11 protein-coding genes are annotated in these 17,714 nt (G+C 69.5%); 3 read left to right on the forward strand and 8 right to left on the reverse strand.

Translation table 11 applies throughout. From position 1 onward, the window contains the following. Positions 1–51 precede the first annotated feature (51 nt). Entirely contained in the window at positions 52–2,034 is a 1,983-nt protein-coding gene (locus I6J77_RS13250; protein ID WP_204109349.1) for an ATP-dependent DNA helicase, read from the reverse strand. A 104-nt stretch (positions 2,035–2,138) separates the two neighbouring features. Here I6J77_RS13250 and I6J77_RS13255 point away from each other — a divergent pair, with 104 nt between their 5' ends. Next, on the forward strand, positions 2,139–2,687 hold the full coding sequence (locus I6J77_RS13255; RefSeq protein WP_056767265.1) for a redoxin domain-containing protein: 549 nt from the start codon (positions 2,139–2,141) through the stop codon (positions 2,685–2,687). 74 nt (positions 2,688–2,761) lie between these two features. After that, positions 2,762–3,151 (forward strand): MAPEG family protein, encoded by a 390-nt coding sequence (locus I6J77_RS13260; protein ID WP_056714720.1) that lies wholly within the window; start codon positions 2,762–2,764, stop codon positions 3,149–3,151. A 32-nt stretch (positions 3,152–3,183) separates the two neighbouring features. Here I6J77_RS13260 and I6J77_RS13265 read toward each other — a convergent pair whose 3' ends face one another. The 6 genes from I6J77_RS13265 to hrpA form a co-directional block, all read right to left on the reverse strand. Next, positions 3,184–3,711 carry a M48 family metallopeptidase gene (locus I6J77_RS13265; RefSeq protein ID WP_204109350.1) on the reverse strand — a complete coding sequence of 176 codons (528 nt, stop codon included), beginning with the start codon at positions 3,709–3,711 and terminating at the stop codon, positions 3,184–3,186. A gap of 2 nt (positions 3,712–3,713) precedes the next feature. Beyond that, entirely contained in the window at positions 3,714–6,047 is a 2,334-nt protein-coding gene (gene mrcB / locus I6J77_RS13270) for a penicillin-binding protein 1B (RefSeq protein ID WP_204109351.1), read from the reverse strand. A gap of 148 nt (positions 6,048–6,195) precedes the next feature. Next, on the reverse strand, positions 6,196–7,035 hold the full coding sequence (locus I6J77_RS13275; RefSeq protein WP_204109352.1) for an SDR family oxidoreductase: 840 nt from the start codon (positions 7,033–7,035) through the stop codon (positions 6,196–6,198). A 7-nt stretch (positions 7,036–7,042) separates the two neighbouring features. Then, the gene (locus I6J77_RS13280; RefSeq protein WP_204109353.1) at positions 7,043–8,752 is read right to left on the reverse strand and encodes a hypothetical protein; all 1,710 of its coding nucleotides are present in this window, start codon (positions 8,750–8,752) and stop codon (positions 7,043–7,045) included. Between the two features lie 85 nt (positions 8,753–8,837). After that, positions 8,838–10,970: a bifunctional (p)ppGpp synthetase/guanosine-3',5'-bis(diphosphate) 3'-pyrophosphohydrolase gene (locus I6J77_RS13285; RefSeq protein WP_204109354.1), complete on the reverse strand. Its 2,133-nt coding sequence runs from the start codon at positions 10,968–10,970 to the stop codon at positions 8,838–8,840. Between the two features lie 85 nt (positions 10,971–11,055). After that, complete coding sequence (gene hrpA, locus I6J77_RS13290; protein ID WP_204109355.1) at positions 11,056–15,102, reverse strand: ATP-dependent RNA helicase HrpA; 4,047 nt, start codon at positions 15,100–15,102, stop codon at positions 11,056–11,058. A 146-nt stretch (positions 15,103–15,248) separates the two neighbouring features. Between hrpA and I6J77_RS13295 the strand changes: the two genes are divergently transcribed. Beyond that, positions 15,249–15,716 carry a Dps family protein gene (locus tag I6J77_RS13295; protein ID WP_056716181.1) on the forward strand — a complete coding sequence of 156 codons (468 nt, stop codon included), beginning with the start codon at positions 15,249–15,251 and terminating at the stop codon, positions 15,714–15,716. A gap of 53 nt (positions 15,717–15,769) precedes the next feature. On the opposite strand, the gene I6J77_RS13300 is transcribed toward I6J77_RS13295, so the two are convergent. Further along, complete coding sequence (locus I6J77_RS13300) at positions 15,770–17,713, reverse strand: LTA synthase family protein (RefSeq protein ID WP_204109356.1); 1,944 nt, start codon at positions 17,711–17,713, stop codon at positions 15,770–15,772. Between the last annotated feature and the right edge of the window lies 1 nt (position 17,714).

The raw sequence follows: 17,714 nt of genomic DNA on the forward strand, positions 1-17,714 counted from the left end.
CCCGATCGGGTTGTGGGCGGGATCAGGGTAATCCTGTTCGACTTCGCTGCGCTACGCTCGGGGCGAACCGCTTGTGCCGAATGACGCGGCCGCCGCGTCGGGCAGGTCAGCGAAGAACGCCTGCACGTCCGCCAGCTCGCGGGTGCGCGGCATCGGCGGCACGCTGGCGAGGAACAGCTTGCCGTAGCCCTTGCCGGTCAGGCGCGGGTCGCACAGCACCAGCACGCCGCGGTCATGCACGTCGCGGATCAGGCGGCCGGCGCCCTGCTTCAGCGCGATCACCGCGCTGGGCACCTGCCAGCCCATGAACGGGTTGATGCCGGATTGTTCGAGCGCGGCGAGCCGCGCCATCAGCACCGGATCGTCGGGCGCGGCGAACGGCAGCTTGTCGATCACCACCACGCTGAGCGCCTCGCCGACCACGTCGACGCCTTCCCAGAAACTGGCCGCGCCCAGCAGCACGCCGTGGCCGCTGGCGCGGAATTCCTCCAGCAGTCGGGGACGCGGCGCGGTGCCCTGCACGAACAGCGGCCACGGCACCTTGTCCTGCAGCAACTCGGCGGCGCGGCGCAGCGCGCGGTGCGAGGTGAACAGCAGGAAGGCCCGGCCATTCGATGCGTGCAGCACCGGCAGCACGGCGTCGATCACCTGCTCGGTGTAGTCGCGCGCATTGGGATCGGGCAAGCCCGACGGCAGGTAGCACAGCGCCTGGTGCGCGTAGTCGAACGGGCTTTCCAGGCTCAGCGTCTGCGGCTCGTCCAGGCCGAGCTGGCGTGCGAAATGGTCGAAGTTGCCGGCCACCGACAAGGTGGCCGAGGTGTGTATCCACGCCGCCTGGGTGCGCTCGCGCAGGCTGCACATCGGCGCGGCCAGGTCCAGCGGCGTGGCATACAGCGCAAAGCCGCGCGGGAAGGTTTCATACCAGCGCACGTCCTGGTCGCCGTGCCGTTCGACGATGCGCTCCAGCCGCTCGCTGAACAGCGCGGCGCGCTCGTGCAGGTTGGCGAAGCCGCGCGAGCGCTCGGCCTGCGACGACAGCAGCTCGGCCAGCGTGGCCAGCAGTTCGCCCAGGTCATGCAGCGCGGTGCGCACGTCGGCGCGATCCTCCAGCAGCGCGAAGGCGCCACGCGAGGGCAGCGGGTCCATCGCGAGGCGCAGCTTGCGCAGCGCGTCCTGCAGCGCCTCGACCGGTTCCAGCAGCAGGCCGATCGCACCGGTGACGCCGCTGCATTCGGTCAGCGCGTCCTGCGCCATGTCGGTGAGCTGGCGCGCGCTGAGGCTTTGCGAGAAGAACTGGCCGGCCAGTTCGGGAATCTGGTGCGCCTCGTCGAGGATGAAGGCCGCCGCGCCGGGCAGGATCTCGCCGAAGCCCTCCTGCTTCAGCGCGAGGTCGGCAAACAGCAGGTGATGGTTGACCACCACCACGTCCGCCTCCATCGCCTCGCGGCGTGCCTTGAACACGTGGCAGTCCTCGTAGAACGGGCACTCCACGCCCAGGCAGTTCTCCGAGGTCGAGGTCACCCGTGGCCACAGCGGCGATTCCTCCGGCACCTCGGCCAGTTCCATGCGATCGCCACGACGGGTGCGTGCGGACCAGGCCCGGATCGTGGCGAGCTGGGCGGCCTGGGCGCGTTCGAAGGTGGCGCCCTCGCGCACGGTCTGGTCGAGCCGGTACAGGCACAGGTAATTCGCGCGGCCTTTCAGCAAGGCCGTCTTCAGCCGTGCGTCCAGCACCGAGCGCACCTTCGGCAGGTCGCGGAAATACAGCTGGTCCTGCAGCGCCTTGGTGCCGGTGGAGATGATCACCCGCTCGCCCGACAGCAGCGCCGGCACCAGGTAGGCGTAGGTCTTGCCGGTGCCGGTGCCGGCCTCGGCGACCAGCGTGTCGCGCCCCGCGATCGCCTGCTGCACGGCACGCGCCATCACCTGCTGGGCCAGCCGCGGCGCGAAGTTCGGCAGCTCGCGGGCGAACGGGCCCTCGGCACCGAGCAGGGCGTCGATGTCGTCGGACTCGGTGTCGTCGAGGGCAGTCATCCGGCAAGTATGGCGGAGCGGCCACGCGCCACAAAACCCTGGGCGGAACCTTGGCGCGCTCCGCTGCATCAACTTGCCTGACACCGAACCCAGGGAGAATCCTCGTGAGACTGTTCGCACCCGCCGCCGCACCCGCGCTTGACCTGGTCGACATCCACGGCCGTCCGATCGCAATCCATCGCGCGGGGCGACTGACCCTGCTCTCGTTTTTCCGCGACGCGGCCTGCCCGTTCTGCAACTTCCGCATCTACGAACTGACCAGCGAACACGCGGCGCTGGCCGCGCGCGGACTGGACATCGTGGCGGTATTCAGCGCCTCGCAGGCGGACGTGCTGCGCTTCGCCGGACATCGGCCGCGGCCGTTCCCGCTGGCCGCCGACCCCACCTCGCGCGCGCACGAGATCTACGGCATCGAGCGCTCGCTGTGGCGCAAGCTGAAGGCGATCGTGACGCGCGTGCCGACCCTGCTGAGGGGCATGCGTCTGGTCGGCCTGGCCGGGCTCAACACCAGCAACCTGATGCCGGCCGACTTCGTGATCGACGAGCACGGCCGCATCGTCGAGGCGTACTACGGCCGTGACGCCGGCGACCGCATTCCGCTGGAACGGGTGCAACAGCTGCTGCCGGCCGGTCGACTTCGGAAGGTGGCCTGAGCCGCATCGGCGTCACTGGCCGCGCCCGCGACAATCGTTCACCATGCGGGCACCGCCACCGGGAAATGTGCCGCATGACGACCGAACTTTGCATGCTGTTGTGGAGCGTGGCGCTGGGCCTGGTGCAGATCGCACTGGCCGCCACCGGCTCGGTGAGCCAGCGCGGCCTGGGCTGGGCCGCCAGCGCCCGCGACGGTGAACCGAAGGCGCTGACCGGCATCCCCGCGCGGCTGTGCCGCGCCAGCCACAACTTCCTGGAAACCTTCCCGCTGTTCGCGGTGGTCGTGCTGCTCGCCCTGGTGCTGCAGCGCCACGACGGCACGATCGCGCTCGGTGCCCAGCTGTATTTCTGGAGCCGACTGGTCTACCTGCCGGTATACGCCGCCGGCATCCCCTACCTGCGCACGGTGGTCTGGGCAGTGAGCATCGTCGGCATCGTGCTGGTGCTGACGGCGCTGTTCTGAGTCACCACCTCGTCGGCTGACCCAGTACCGCCTCAGTACCGCGGCACGCCGGCCTTGTGGCACTGCCCCACCCACTTGCGGGCGGTGGCGGCACCGGCCTGGTCGCGGGCCTGCAGGCGCATCTCGACGATGGTCTGCCAGTTGCGTGCGCACAGCGGGCCCAGCCGCGGACCCAGGGTCCACGAGCGATGCGCAAGCCGCTCGGCGGTGCCGAAATCCTTCAGTCGCACGGCCACCTCGGCGCGTTCCTGCAGCAGTTCCGGCGAATCGGGACTCAGTTTCAGGGCCTGATCGAGCTTGCCGGCGGCATCGCCGTACTTGCCGGTCTGTTCATCCTGCTTCGCGGCGTCCTGCAGCGCGCCGACGCCGGGGTCGCGCAGCGGATTGACGTCGATGATCGACTTCTCCCGCGCGCCCGCCGCGCGGATCGCCGCGACCTGGTCGTAGCTGGGCAGCGGTGCCTGCGCCGGCGCCGGTGGCGTGGTGGCGAACATGCCGCAGCCGGCGAGCAGGCCGGCGGCAAGCAGGGGCAGCAGCAGATGTCTGGCACGGAACAGCATGATCAGTTTCCATTCGGTATGGCAGGCGCCGCGACAGGCGCGTCGGCACGCGGCGGGTTGTCGCCGCTGCCGAACAGGTTCTGCCAGAAGCAGCCTTCGGTGTCGGCCGACACGGTGCCGGCGATCACCGGCACCTGCTGGGCCCCTTCGCATTGCGGTTCGGTGCGCTTGCCGGTGGCGGGGTTGAGCCAGGCCATCTCCAGGCCGGTGCCGGGCGCCGCCGACAGCGGTCGCGTGGGCAACTTGGCGAACAGGTCGCGCCACGCGCGCAGGCCGCCGCTGGCGCCGAACAGGGTAGTCGGCTTGTTGTCGTCGCGGCCCATCCAGAACACCGCCAGGTGCTCGCCGGTGAAGCCGGCGAACCAGCTGTCGCGCATGTCGTTGCTGGTGCCGGTCTTGCCCGCGGCATGCAGCGAAGCCAGCGCGGAATTGCCCAGCGCGCTGGCGGTGCCGTATTCGGCCACCTGCTGCATCGCCCAGGTGGTCAGCCGCACGGCTTCCTGGTATTCGCCCGCGCCACCCTGCACCTGGTAGCGCTTGATCGTGCGGCCATTGCCGTCGAGCACGCCGCGCACCGCCACCAGCGGCAGCGCGTGGCCGTCGGCGGCGAGGTACTGGTAGAGCTGGGTCAGTTGCAGCGGCGCCAGGTCCAGCGCGCCGATCAGCAGCGACGGGCTGGGATTGATGTCGCCGATGCCGAACGACTTCAGGAACGCCTGGATGCGCGGCAGGCCCACGTCCATGCCCAGGTGGATCGTGGCCAGGTTCCACGAGTGCGCCAGCGCGTCGACCATGATCAGCGGGTCGTGGCTGCGGTGGTCGTCGTTCTGCGGTGTCCACTGGCTGCCGTCGGGCTGGCGCATGCTGACCGGGCTGTCGTCCACCAGGCTGGCCAGGTTCCAGCGCTCGGGCTGGGTCAGCGCCACCAGGTAGACGAAGGGCTTGATCGTCGAGCCGATCGGCCGGCGCGCATCGAGTGCCCGGTTGAAACCCGGATCACCGGGGATCTTGCTGCCGACCACGGCCAGCACGCTGCCGCTGTGTGCATTGGTCACCACCGCCGCCGCCTGCACGCCGTCGCCACGCTTGCCCAGACCCTTGAGCGTGCTGGTGATCGCCTGCTCGGTGTAGATCTGCGCCGCCGGATCGAGCGTGGTGAAGATCGACAGGTTGCCTTCGCGCAGCGCGTCCTCGTCGAAGTCGGCGGTGATCTGCTTGCGCACCAGGTCCATGAAGGCCGGGAAGCGGTTGTGCGGCAACTGGCCGTTGCTGACGATGTCCAGCGGCGCGGCCTGGGCCGCGTTGAGCTGGGCCGCGGTGATCAGGTTGGTCTCGAAGAATTCCCTCAGCACCAGGTTGCGGCGGGTCAGCGCGCGCTGCGGCGAGCGGCGCGGATCGTAGAAGCTCGGGCCCTTGACCATGCCGACCAGCAAGGCGATCTCCTGCGGGCGCAGGTCCTCGAGTCGCCGGCCGAAGTAGAACTCCGACGCGGCCGCGAAGCCGTGCACGGCCTGGCTGCCCTGCTGGCCCAGGAAGACGTCGTTGACGTAGGCCTCGAGAATCCGCCCCTTGCTGTAATGCGCCTCCAGCAGCAGCGACATCAGCGCTTCGTTGATCTTGCGGGTGAAGTTCTGGTCGCGGCTGAGGAACAGGTTGCGCACCAGCTGCTGGGTCAGCGTGGAGCCGCCCTGCACGGTGTGCCCGGCGCGCAGGTTGGCGAACGCCGCCCGCGCGATCGCGCTGAAGTCGATGCCGATGTGATGGTTGAAGTCGCGATCCTCGACCGCCTGCAGGCCGCTGACCAGCAGCGGCGGCACGTCGGCCAGGCGCACGAAGCGGCGTTCTTCCTGGCTGGCGCCATACAGCGTGGCGATGCGCGCCGGGTCCAGGTGGGCCAGCTCGATCGCCTTGCCGCTGGACGCGTCCTGCACGGACCTGATCGAGCCGCCACCCAGGCTGACGCGGATGCGCTTGGGCAGTTCGCCGCCATCCGGGCCCGCGTAGCCGCGCGAGGAAATCGTGTAGCGCAGGCCTTCCTTCTGCCAGCTGCCGGCCACCTGGCCCTTGCCGTCATGGCTGTAGCCGGCGAAGGTGAGCTCCAGCTCCAGCGCGGAAGACGTCATCGGCGCGCCGGCGGCCAGCGGCAGCGGACGGGCGTAGACGCGGGTCGGCACCGCGAACACCAGTTCGTTGAAGCGATCCTGGACACGCTTGTTCAACACCAGGGTGTACGGCAGCACGAAGCCCACCAGCAAACCCATGCCGATCCAGAACGGGATGCGCAGCCACGGCCAGCAGCGTCGGGCGAACAGGCGAATGCGGGTCAGAAAGGCCAACGTGGGGAATTCCGGCAATCAAGTGGTTCGATGATAGGGCCTGCCACCCGGCGGGCATATGAACGTGGCGGGCGGTTTTGGGGCGAAATGCGGGCGATTGGGGATTCGGGGAGCGCCGAGGGTCACGCGTGGGCCGGCCGTGCCTGCGCTACGGAAGCGGTTGCCACGTCGCGGGCTCGGGGCGGAACGATCGCGGGTGGACGCCAAGCAGGCGCTGCAGTTCGCCGTTGTCGGCGACCAGGTCGCTGTCCAGTCGATCCAGCGCGCCGCGCAGGCGTGGCAGCGCCAGCTTCCCCGCGCGCAGCAGCCACGCGGGCAGCGGCAGGGGCATGGTGGCGACCGGCAGGCTGCGACGCACCCGCGCGAACATCTCGGTCGCGGACAGACGTTCGCCGCCGCCGATCTGCAGCACGCGCCCGGCCGATGCCGGACATTCCAGCGCCGCCAGCGCGGCCTGGACGATGTCTTCCGCATGCACCGGCTGGCGCAGGCCGCGGCCGCAAGGCAGCGGGAAGACGCGCAGGCGCATCGCCCGGCGCGCCAGCGGAGTGAGGCTCTTGTCCAGCCCGGCGCCGTAGACCAGGGTGGGACGCAGCACGGTCCACGCGCTGCCGTGACGCTCGCATGCAGCCGCCAGTTGCGCCTCGCTTTCGCGCAACTGGCGCGAGACGTCGCGCTCGCCGGATACCAGCGAGTCGCGCTTGCTCTCGGCGCTCATCGAACTGGTGGCAATCACCCTCGGGGCGTCGACCACGTCGGCGTGCGCCAGCCAGTCGGCCAGGCCCGTCAGTGGTCCGAAGCTGATGATCGCCGACAGCGGCGGCAGGCTCGGTGGCCGGTCGGGCAGCCAGCCATGCAACCAGGTGACGCCAGCGGATGCGGGACGCGGCTGCCGGCTCAGGGCGACCACCGGCTCGCCACTGGCGATCAGTCGTGGCAGCAGGAATCGGCCGATCTGGCTGCTGGCGCCGATCACCAGAACCGTCATGGGCGACTCACCCGCCACCCTGCAGACGGGCGTCCAGGTCCTGCACGCGCGGATTCGCCGGCGCCAGCTTGCGTGCGCGCAGCAGCGACTGACCGGCGCCGATGCGGTCGCCGCGACCCAGTTGCTGTTCGGCCTGGTCCAGCCAGGCACCGGCGAGGCGGTTGCCGAGGGCGCCCTGCGCCGCATCGCCCGGCGCCAGCTCGGCGAGGTTGGCCAGCATGTCGCTGGCCTGCCCCAGCTTGCCCGCGGCGAGCGCCTGCTCGAACTGCTGGCGAACCTTGCCGGGCAAGGCCTGCAATCCGCGCACCGCCGCCTCGTTGTTGCCATCGATGGCCAGCGCGCTGCGGTAGAGGTCGTAGGCGCTGTCGCCGGGCGGCATCATGATGTCGCCGTGGCTGGTCGCCTGTTCGGCGCGCTGCACCAGTTGCGCCACGGCCGCGCTCTGCTGCGGCGTCAACACGGCTTCCGGCATCGCCGGCTCGCTGGTCGGGGCGACTGCGGGCGTGGTCTTGCCGGCATCGGGAACGGCGGCGGCCGCCGCACTGCCCAGGCGTGCCCGCGTCGCCGCCAGGTCGGCCGATTTCGGCGCCAGCTGCGCGGCCTGGTCCAGCAGTTTTTCCGCCTGCAGGTCGTCGCCCGCATCGACCGCCGCGCTCGCCTGCACGGTCAGCGCCTGCGCCACGTTGCCGAGGCCGGCGTGGGCCTGGGCGTTGTCGGGGTCCAGCTTGAGCACGGCCTGGAAGTGCACCAGGGCGGTGTCGTCGCCGCTGCCGACGATGCGGCCGGCGCGCAGCGCCTCCTGGCCGGCCTTCAGTTCCGCCGCCAGTGCGCTGTTGTCCTGCTTGCGTGTCTGCGCCTGCAACGCGCGCAGCGCCGGCAGCGCGCCGTTGTTCGGCTGCAGTGCGGCGAGCTGTTCGATGCTGGCATCGGCCTTCGTGTTGTCCTTCGCATCCAGCGCCTGGCGTGCATCGACTGCCAGCGCGTAGCCGACCTGGTCCAGCCCGTGCCTGGCCACCGCGTTGTCGGGGTCGGCCTGCAGCACGCGCCGATACAGCGCGCCGGCACCATCGGGCCCGGCCAGCTTGCCGGCGGCGAAGGCCTGCTGCGCCTGGTCGACCAGATCCACCGCGTGCACCTGTCCGGCACGCGCGCTGCTGATCGCGTGATCGAGCCGATCGATGTCGCTGCCGCCACCGAGCAGTTCGCGGGCCACCGTGGCCTGCTGTGCGGCCTGGCTCAGGTTGCCCGCCTGCAGCGAGGCATCGGCCTGCGACAGCATCGCCTGGCCCACCTGGCGCAGGCCGTCGCGGGCGCGATCGTTGTCCGGCTCCAGCGCCGCGGCGGCCTGGAACAGCTCGCGGGCGCTGCTGCCGTCCTGGCCGTCCAGACGTCCATCCTGCAAGGCCTGCTGCGCCTGGGTGAGCAAGGTGTTGAAGTCGGTGCGCGGCACCATGCCGCGCAGGCGGTTCTGGTTGATCCACAGCGCCGCCAGCAAGGCGATCACCACCAGCAGCAGGACCGGCACCAGCCAGCCGCGGCGTGTCTTCGGTCGCGCCGACGAGGACGCCCGGCCATGTGGCCGGCGTGCTTCCACCGCAACCCGCGGCAGGCCATCCGACACCGGCGCGCGCGGCGCGTCCAGCCGATCGAGATCGCCGAGGGTGGGCTCGGTGCGCATCGGGGGGTGTGCGTCGTGCTGGTCGCGGCGTCCGCTCATGGTTCGTGGCTTTGAAAATGTCGGCTCAGCTTACCATCGGGCCAGCAGCCCCTGCCCCGCACGGGGGCAGGCATTGCGTGGGCATTCAGCCGACGCCGACGCGGCGCACGTCGATCACGTTGGGCAGCGCCAGCAGCTTGCCGAGCAGGGCCGACAGCTGTTCGAAGTCGCGCACGCGCAGGGTGAAGCGCATTTCGACCTCGCCGGTGCGCACGAACTGCCGGCTGGACGAGGCGATGATGTGGGTGGCCGCGTTGCTGATCACGCTGGTGACGTCCTTCTGCAGGCCCTTGCGATCGTAGCCGCGCAATTCGATGTCGACCTCGTAGGCCTGCGCCGCCGCACTGCCCCAGCTCACCTCGATCACCCGGTCCGGATCGCGCCGGGCCAGCCGCGCCAGGCTGGCGCAGTCGGCGCGATGCACCGACACGCCGCGACCCCGGGTGATGAAGCCGCGCACCGGATCGCCCGGCAGCGGCTGGCAGCAGCGCGCCAGCGTGGTCAGCAGGTTGCCGATGCCCTCGATGCTGAGTGCGCTGTGGTCGAGCGTGCTGTGGCGCGAGGCGACCGGCGTGCTCGATTGCGTCACCGCCGGCTGCGCCGGTTGCGCCGCTTCCTGCACCACGCGGGCGATCTGGCCGGGCGTGATCTCGCCCAGCGCCAGTGCGATCAGCAACTCGTCCTGATTCTTCAGGTGGAAATGCGCCGGCAGCTTGCCCACGTCGGCACTGGTCAGCGCCAGGCGCCGCAGCTCGCGCTCGAACATGCTGCGGCCGACCGCGAGGTTGGTGTCGTGGGCGATCCTGCGGAACCAGTTGCGCAGCTTGTCCCTGGCCCGCGAGGTGTTGAGGTAGCCGTGATGGGGCGACAGCCAGTCGCGGCTGGGATCGGCCACCTTGCCGGTGAGGATCTCCACCCGGTCGCCGCTCTGCGGCTGGAAGGTCAGCGGCACGATGCGGCCGTTGACCTTGGCACCGCGACAGCGATGGCCGACTTCGGTGTGCACCAGGTAGGCAAAGTCCAGCACGGTGGCGCCGCGGGCCAGGTCGAACACCTCGCCCTTGGGCGTCAGCAGGTAGACGCGGTCTTCCAGCAGCTCGGTATGCAGGTCGGCGGCCAGCGTGCTGTCGTCGTCGCCGCGCGGTTCCAGCAGCTTGCGCATCCAGGCGATCTTCGCCTCGAACTCGGCATCGCCGCTGCCGCCTTCCTTGTAGCGCCAGTGCGCCGCCACGCCCAGCTCGTTGGCGCGATGCATCTCGTGGGTGCGGATCTGCACTTCCAGGGTCTTGCCGGCCGGACCGATCACCGCGGTGTGCAGTGACTGGTAGCCGTTCGCCTTGGGCCGCGCGATGTAGTCGTCGAACTCGTTCGGCAGATGCGGCCAGCGCCCGTGCACCACGCCCAGCGCGGCGTAGCAGTCGGTGATGTTGTCGACCAGGATGCGCACGGCGCGGATGTCGTACAGGTCGGAGAAGTCCAGCGACTTGCGCTGCATCTTCTTCCAGATCGAATAGATGTGCTTCGGCCGGCCGGCCAGGTCGGCGCGGATGTCGGCGGCGGCCAGCGCCCGCTGCAGTTCGCCCAGCGATTCGCGGATGAACGCCTCGCGATCGGCGCGGCGCTCGTCGAGCAACCTGGCGATGCGGCGATAAGTGTCGGGCTGCAGGTAGCGGAAGGCGAGGTCCTCCAGCTCCCATTTCAGCTGCCAGATGCCGAGCCGGTTCGCCAGCGGCGCGTGGATGTCGCGGGTCAGCCGTGCCAGCGCCTGGCGCTCGTCGTCGGCCAGGTTCGCCGCCGCCCGCATGCGCGCCAGCTGGCGCGCCAGCAGCACGAACACCACGCGCAGGTCGCGCACGATCGCTAGCAGCAGGCGGCGCAAGCCTTCGGCGGCACCTTGCGGCGGCCGCTGCGCGTGCAGCGCCCACACCTGTTCGGCCGCCTGCTGCCCGTCCACCAGCCGCTGCAGTTCCGCCGGCAGTTTCGCGCGACGCTCCTGCCACAGCGCCGGATCGGCGCGCGCCAGTTCGAACCACAACGCGGCAGCCTGGGTCTGCGCGTCGCAGCCGAGCATGCCCAGCAGATCCAGCACGTCGGTGCACTCGGCTTCATGCAGCTTGCGCGAGACACAGGCGTCGAGCGCCTCGCCCAGCACCGGCGGCAGCGTGCCGACGCGCTCGCGCCAGGACTGCAGGCTGCCGGTGTTGGCGATGGGAGGCATGATCTTCGGGTATCCGCTGGATGCTTCATCTTAACTGCAGGGTCGGGCCGTTCACTGACCGGCGACCCAATGCCGCGCGGGGGAATCAGCCCAGCGCCGCCAGCGCCTTCGCCAGCCGCTTGGCCGAGACCGGCTCGGCGGTCTTCAGCTCCTGGGCGAACAGCGACACGCGCCATTCCTCGATCAGCCAGCGCAGTTCGGCCAGGTCGGCCGGATCTCCCCCGGCGGCGCGATGCTGCAGCCAGGCGCGCCAGTACGGCAGCACCTGCAGCATGCGTTGCTGGTCCTTCGCCGGGTCTTGGCGCAGGCGTTCGCCACGCAGGCGCATCGCCTTGAGGTAGCGCGGGTAGTGCGCCAGCCGCGCGGTCGGCAACTCGCGCAGGAAGCCCGGCGTCAGCAGCGCGTCGAACTGTTCACCCAGGTCGTCGTAGCTGGCGCGGGCGAAACCCAGCAGCGGCGGCGCCAGCCACGGCTTCATCTCGGCCTGGGCCTCGATGATCGGCTCGGCCAGTTTCAGCCGTTCGACGCCGGCGCCGAACAGCTCGCGCGAGAACTGCGTGCGCAGTGCCTCGAACGCACCGGCGGTGCGCGCGTCCAGCTCATGGCGTTCCAGCAGATCCTGGAAACCGCCTTCGAGCAGGTCCTCGCGCAGGCCGTCGACGCCACCGAGCGGCGCGTATTTCAGCGCCAGCGCATTGCCGATCGGCAGGCGTCGGCGCGCCTGCTTCGCCTCGCTGGCCAGCGCGTTGCGCAACAGCCGCACCACGCCCTGCCGATGGGCGGCGCGGGCCTCGTCGCTGCGCTCGAACACGCGCAGCGCCACCGTCTCGCCCAGGTCGACCAGGGCCGGGAACGCGGTGAGCCCGCCATCGGAACGCACCTGCGCCGGGATCGCCTCAAAGTCCCAGCTGGCCACGTCTTCGCGGGTCAGCTCGATGTCGGTCTTGCGCGAGAACGCCTCGCGCGCCTGACCTTCCCACTGCCCGCGCAGCGCGGCCAGGTCGCGGCCGCTGGCCAGTGTCCTGCCGCGTTCGTCGTGCAGGCGATAACGCATCAGGAAGTGCGGCGACAGTTCGATGCCGGCAAACTCGCCGGCGCCGATGTCCACGCCGGTGGTGCGTTTCAGGAACGCGGCCAGCACCTTGGCCAGCGACTCCTCGCGGGGCGATTCCGCCTCGACGAAGGCGCGCGCGAAATCCGGCGCGGGCACGAAGTTGCGGCGCAGCGCCTTGGGCAAGCCGCGGATCAGCTCGGCCACCTTGTCGGCGAGCAGGCCGGGCACCAGCCACTGGCAACGCGCGGCGGGCAGCGCGTTCAACATCGCCAGCGGCAGCTGCAGGGTCACGCCGTCGGCCTCGTCGCCGGGGACGAAGCGGTATTCCAGCTTGTACTTCTGCGGCGGGATATCCAGCGCGACCGGAAACGCCTTTACATCCAGCCCCGCGCCGCCGGCCATCACGTCGTCCAGCGACCAGCGCAGCGCGGCCTGCTCGGCGGGACGCGCCTTGCGATACCACGCATCCAGCGCACGACTGCTGGCGATGTCCTCGGGCAACTTGCCCTCGAAGAACGCGACCAGCTCGTCTTCGTGGCGGATCAGCCCTTCGCGGCGCTGCTTCGCCTCGATGCCCAGCGCTTCTTCCAGCACACGCTGGTTGGCGCGCACGAAATCCGCCTTGGTGTCGATGTCGCCGCGTACCAGCGCCTCGCGCAGGAAGATCGCATGCGCCAGCGCCGGGTCCTGCTGCTGGAACGTGACCGGTCGCTTCTCCACCAGCACCAGGCCGAACAGGCTGACCTGCTCGTACGCCACCACGCAGCCGCGCTTCTTCGACCAGTGCGCCTCGCGACAACTCGTGCGCAGCAGATGCGCCGCCTGCTGCTCGATCCACAGCGGTTCCACCCGCGCGTTCGCCATGCCCCACACGCGCCCGCCCACGTCGAGGATCTGCGCGGAGAAGATCCAGTTCGGCGGCGCCTTCGACAAGGCCGAACCGGGGAAGGCCTGGAACTTGCGCTCGCGGGTGCTCTGGTAGATGCCCTTTTCGTCCTTGCGGCCGACCTGGGTGGGCAGGCCTGCCAGCAGTGAGCGATGCACGGATTCGTAAAGACGATCGGCGGAGTCGCCGGCTTCGCTCCCTCCCCTGCTCGCCCCAACGGGACTTCCTTCGGTCGCAGGGGAGGGTTGGGGTGGGGTCCGCTCTTGACTTTGTGCAGCAACGTCAAGAGCTCTACCCCCTCCCGACCTCCCCCTGCCAGCAGGGGGAGGAGCAGAGCGTGCGGCTTGCGGCTGTCCTTCCAGCTTCCAGCCCAGCTCCCCCACCACCAGCAGCAACTGCCGATGCAGCTCGCGCCATTCGCGCATGCGCATGAAGCTGAGGAAGTGCCGCGAGCACCAGTCGCGCAGCTTCGACTGGGTCAGTTCCTCGTGCGCGTCGTGGTAGGCGCGCCACAGGTTCAGCACGCCGGCGAAGTCGGACTTCGGATCGGCGAACACGGCATGCGCCGTATCGGCCTGCTGTCGTGCCTCGCCGGGCCGCTCGCGCGGGTCCTGGATGCTGAGGAAGCTGACGATGACGAGCAGTTCGCGCAGGGCGTGCAGTTGCTCACCCTCGACCAGCATGCGCGCCAGTTGCACGTCGATCGGCAGGCGTGCCAGGGTGCGGCCGATCGCGGTGAGCTTGCGCGCCTCGTCGATCGCGGAAATCTCGGTGAGCCGGCGGAAGCCGTCGGCGATCACGCGCGGGTCGGGTGCCTCCAGGAACGGGAAGTCGTCGACCTCGCCCAGTTTCAGCGCCAGCATGCGCAGGATCACGTTGGCCAGCGACGAGCGCAGCAGTTCGGGATCGGTGAATGCGGCGCGGCTGGCAAAGTCCGCCTCGTCGTACAGGCGGTAGCAGACGCCCGGCCCCACGCGGCCGCAGCGGCCCTTGCGCTGGTCGGCCGCCGCCTGCGAGACCGGCTCCACATGCAGCCGTTCGAGCTGGCTGCGCTGGCTGTAGCGCTTGACCCTCGCGGTGCCGGTGTCGACCACGTAGCGGATGCGCGGCACGGTGAGCGAGGTCTCGGCCACGTTGGTGGCCAGCACCACGCGGCGTTTCACGCCGGGCTTGAACACGCGGTCCTGGTCGCCGGCGGAGAGCCGTGCGTACAGCGGCAGGATCTCGGTTTCACGATATTGCCGGCGTGACAGCAGCTGGTGCGCGTCGCGGATCTCGCGCTCGCCGGGCAGGAACACCAGCACGTCGCCGCGCGGATCGTCGTGGCTGATTTCGTCGACCACGGCAGCGATGTGTTCGGTGCTGCCCTGCTGCATGTTTTTGGCCACGGCCTCCGCCGGCCGCCAGCGCGTTTCCACCGGATACGCGCGCCCTTCCACCTCGACCACCGGCGCGCCGCCGAAGTGCTCGGCGAAGCGCGCGGTGTCGATCGTGGCCGAGGTGACGATGATCTTCAGATCCGGCCGCCTGACCGCCAGCCGCTTCAGGTAGCCCAGCAGGAAGTCGATGTTGAGGCTGCGCTCGTGCGCCTCGTCGATGATCAGCGTGTCGTACGCACTGAGCCACGGATCGCCCTGGGTTTCGGCAAGCAGGATGCCGTCGGTCATGAACTTCACCAGGCTGCGCTCGGACACCTGGTCGTTGAAGCGCACCTGGAAACCCACCACCTCGCCCAGCGGCGTGCCCAGCTCCTCGGCCACGCGACGTGCCACCGAGCGGGCGGCCAGCCGGCGCGGCTGGGTGCAGCCGATCATGCCGGCCTCGCCGCGACCGGCGGCCAGGCAGAGTTTCGGCAGCTGGGTGGTCTTGCCCGAACCGGTCTCGCCGGCGATCACCACCACCTGGTGGTCGCGGATCAGCTTGACGATGTCCTCGCCGCGGGCGCTGATCGGCAGCGCATCGTCCAGCCGGATCTCGGGCTTGGCCGCGGCGCGGGCGCGGCGTTTGGCCGCGGAACGCTGGATATCGGCGCGCAGCGCCTCCAGCTTGCCTTCGTCGGGCCGGCGCGACAGCGTGCGCCAACGCCCCAGCAGGCGACCGAAGTCGCGGCTGGACACGCCATCCAGTTGGCGGCGCAGGTCGCGCAGGCCGACGGCGGCGGAATCAGGCGGTGGTGGCGGATGGTCATTCATCGAACCGCGCATGATACCTGTTGGACGCGGGTCAACCCGATAGCCACCAGCTATCGCAGGCATACGAAGGTTTCATTTCACCGGCGGGCTGGCACCCGCTACTGTGGACCCATTGCATTCACCCACCCGTCAAGGAGCAGCAGCACATGGCCATTTCCATCGGCATTGCCAAGAAGGACCGCGAAGCGGTCGCCAAGCATCTGTCCAAGCTGCTGGCCGACACCTATTCGCTGTACCTGAAGACGCACAGTTTCCACTGGAACGTCACCGGTCCGCAGTTCAACAGCCTGCACCTGATGTTCGAGACCCAGTACAACGAGCTGTGGCTGGCCGCCGACGAAGTGGCCGAGCGCATCCGCACGCTGGACGTGTTCGCCCCGGGTTCGTACAGCCAGTTCGGCAAGCTCAGCTCGATCAAGGAAGAATCGGGCGTGCCGGAATGGAAGGAGATGGTGAACCAGCTGGTCGAAGGCCACGAGATCGCCGCCGCCACCGCCCGCGATACGCTCAAGGCCGCCAACGCCGCCGGCGATGACGGCACCGCCGACATGGTCACCGGCCGCCTGCAGGCGCACGAAAAGACCGCGTGGATGCTGCGCTCGCTGCTGCGTTGATCGCCAGCGCCCTGGGTATAGACAGAAACCCGGCCTTGCGCCGGGTTTCTCTTTTACAGCTGGCGCGTGGCGCAGCACTTGTCCGGCTCCATCGGCTTCAGCACCGTTGCTGGCGGAGCAGGCGCGGGCTGGAGGGATTTCGGCGGCAAGCCATAACGCTGGTTGAAGTAGGCCCAGCTGGGCCACAACGCGTGGGCCAGCGCCAGTCGCGACAGCGCCGGATCGACCGCCACCGGCGCCAGCTGATGGTCGGCCACGTCATAGCGGAACTGCGCCGCGGGCTGGCCGGGCTGCAGCACCAGCAACTGGTCACCTTTCAGATAACCGTAGTTATCGCCGTACTGCATGATGGCGCGGCCCGGGTAATGCACGGTGAGATCGGCACCGAGCATCGGCTGGACGCTGCTGATGCCGATCAGCGACAGCAGGGTGGGCGCCAGGTCGATCTGGCTGACGAGGTGTTCGTCACGCTGGGCCGGCACGCCCGCACCCAGGATCAGCGCGGGAATGTGGAAGTGCCGCACCGGCACCAGGCTGGCGCCGAACACTCGCGAATCGTGGTCGGCCACGATCAGGAACACGGTGTTCTTCCAGTACGGCGACAGCTTCGCCTTCGCAAAGAACCGGCCGATCGCCCAATCGGCGTAGCGCACCGTGTTCTGCACGCTCGCCGCCGGCTCGCTCGCCTCGATCCGTCCGCTCGGGTATTCCCACGGCGTGTGGTTGGAGACGCTGAAGGCCAGCGTGAACTGCGGCTGCGTGCCGCCCTGCATCAGGCGATGGTGCAGCTCGTTGAACATGTCCTCGTCGGACGCGCCCCACGAGCCCACGAAGGCGGGCTTCACCTCGAACTTCGGCTGGTCGATCACTTCGTCGAAACCGTTGCCCAGGAAGAACGACTTCATGTTGTCGAAGTGCGCCTCGCCGCCGTAGATGAAGCGCGAGTGGTAGCCGAACTCGCCGAGCAGGCCGGCCAGGGTGAAGAAGCCGCGCTGGCTGCGCGGCTGCTTCAGCACGGCTTCGGCCGGCGTGGGCAGGAAACCGGTGGTGATCGCCTCCAGCCCGCGCACCGAGCGCGTGCCGGTGGCGTAGGTCCGCGCCAGCAGCCAGCCATCCTTCGCCAGCGCATCGAACTGCGGCGACAGCTGCTCGCCGCCCAGCGTGCCGATGTACTGCGCCCCCAGGCTTTCCTCGACGATGATGACCAGGTTGAGCGGCTCGGCCGGCCGCTTCGAGGCGTGCTGCACATGCCAGCTGGGATGCTGCGGATCGAGCATCGGTCCCTCGAACCCCGACGCCTCGCGCACCAGCTGCTGCATTTCCGCTTCGGGCATCGGCCCGTACAGAGTCGCCGACGAACGCTCGTTGTGCATGCCGCGGATCGCATTGATCACGCTGTACAGCGAATTCAGCGGCAGCGTGTTGACCATCGCGTCATCGCTGAACGCCACCATCGACGCATTCAGCGGGCGATGCTCCAGCGTGCCGCGCCCGGCCAGGAACAGCAGCGGAAACATCATCACGGTCAGCAACGGCCGCCAGCGCAGGCGCAGGCGCGCATCGGCCAGTTGCGTGCGCAACACACGAAAGCCGACCCAGCCGAGCAGCAGCAGGCCCACCAGGGCGAACAGCAGCACGCCCTTGTAGCCATGCCACAACATCGCCGACACCTCGTGCGGACTGTTGAGGTACTCCACGTACAGGCGATTGGGCCGGGTGTCGTATTCCAGGATGAACTGCGGCGTGGACAGCTCCAGCAGCACGAACAGCATCCACCACAGCCGGTACCACCACACGGTGATGCGCGCGGCCCAGGGCCGATGCCCCAGCCACGGCGACAGCAGGGCCGGCAGCGCACAGATCATCGCCAGCAGGCTCAGATCGATGCGCAGCCCTCCCAGCAGCACCAGCCACAATCCGCCCGCCGGCTCCACCCGCGGCCACAGCCACAGCGCAAGACCGAGCCGGCTCAGCCCCAGAAAAACCAGGGCGAGCAAA

The sequence above is a fragment of the Rhodanobacter sp. FDAARGOS 1247 genome, assembly GCF_016889805.1.
GTDB lineage: Bacteria > Pseudomonadota > Gammaproteobacteria > Xanthomonadales > Rhodanobacteraceae > Rhodanobacter.